This window comes from Pseudomonas sp. EA_65y_Pfl1_P113, from assembly GCF_963970525.1.
In the GTDB taxonomy this organism is placed as follows: Bacteria; Pseudomonadota; Gammaproteobacteria; order Pseudomonadales; family Pseudomonadaceae; genus Aquipseudomonas; species Aquipseudomonas tritici.
On sequence record NZ_CAXAQM010000633.1, the window covers coordinates 1 to 442 of the forward strand.

The 442-nt window shown below is 66.5% G+C and carries 1 protein-coding gene; it reads right to left on the minus strand.

What is annotated here, in order from left to right:
* On the minus strand, nt 1-442 hold a 442-nt coding region (locus AACY52_RS31470), incomplete at both ends, for a molybdopterin dinucleotide binding domain-containing protein (protein ID WP_339561572.1).

Genomic DNA, 442 nt, shown 5'->3' on the forward strand with positions numbered 1-442 from the left:
CGCCGCGCTGCTCGGCATCGTGCGGGTGGATCTCGAGGCGATCCTCGGCGTGCCAGACCACGTTCTCGGTGCGCCGCGTCTGCGCGCCGACATTGTACTGGCTCAGGATGCGTCCCGTGGTCAGCAGCAGCGGATAGCGCGGTCCGGTGCGCTCGTCGGTCGCGACATATTCGGTGATGACGAACTTGCCCTTGCCGCGGACGAAGCCGTCGATATGCATCACGGGCGTGCCCTCCGGCGCCTTCTCGTTGCAGGGCCATTGCACCGAGCCGAGTTCCTCGAGCCTGGCATAGGAGACGCCGGCGAAGGTCGGCGTCAGCGCCGCGATCTCGTCCATGATCTCGGACGGGTGGCTGTAGTTCATCTCGTAGCCCATCGCCTTCGCGAGCCCGATCGTCACCTCCCAGTCGGCGAGGCCGTTCTTCGGCGACATCACCTTGCG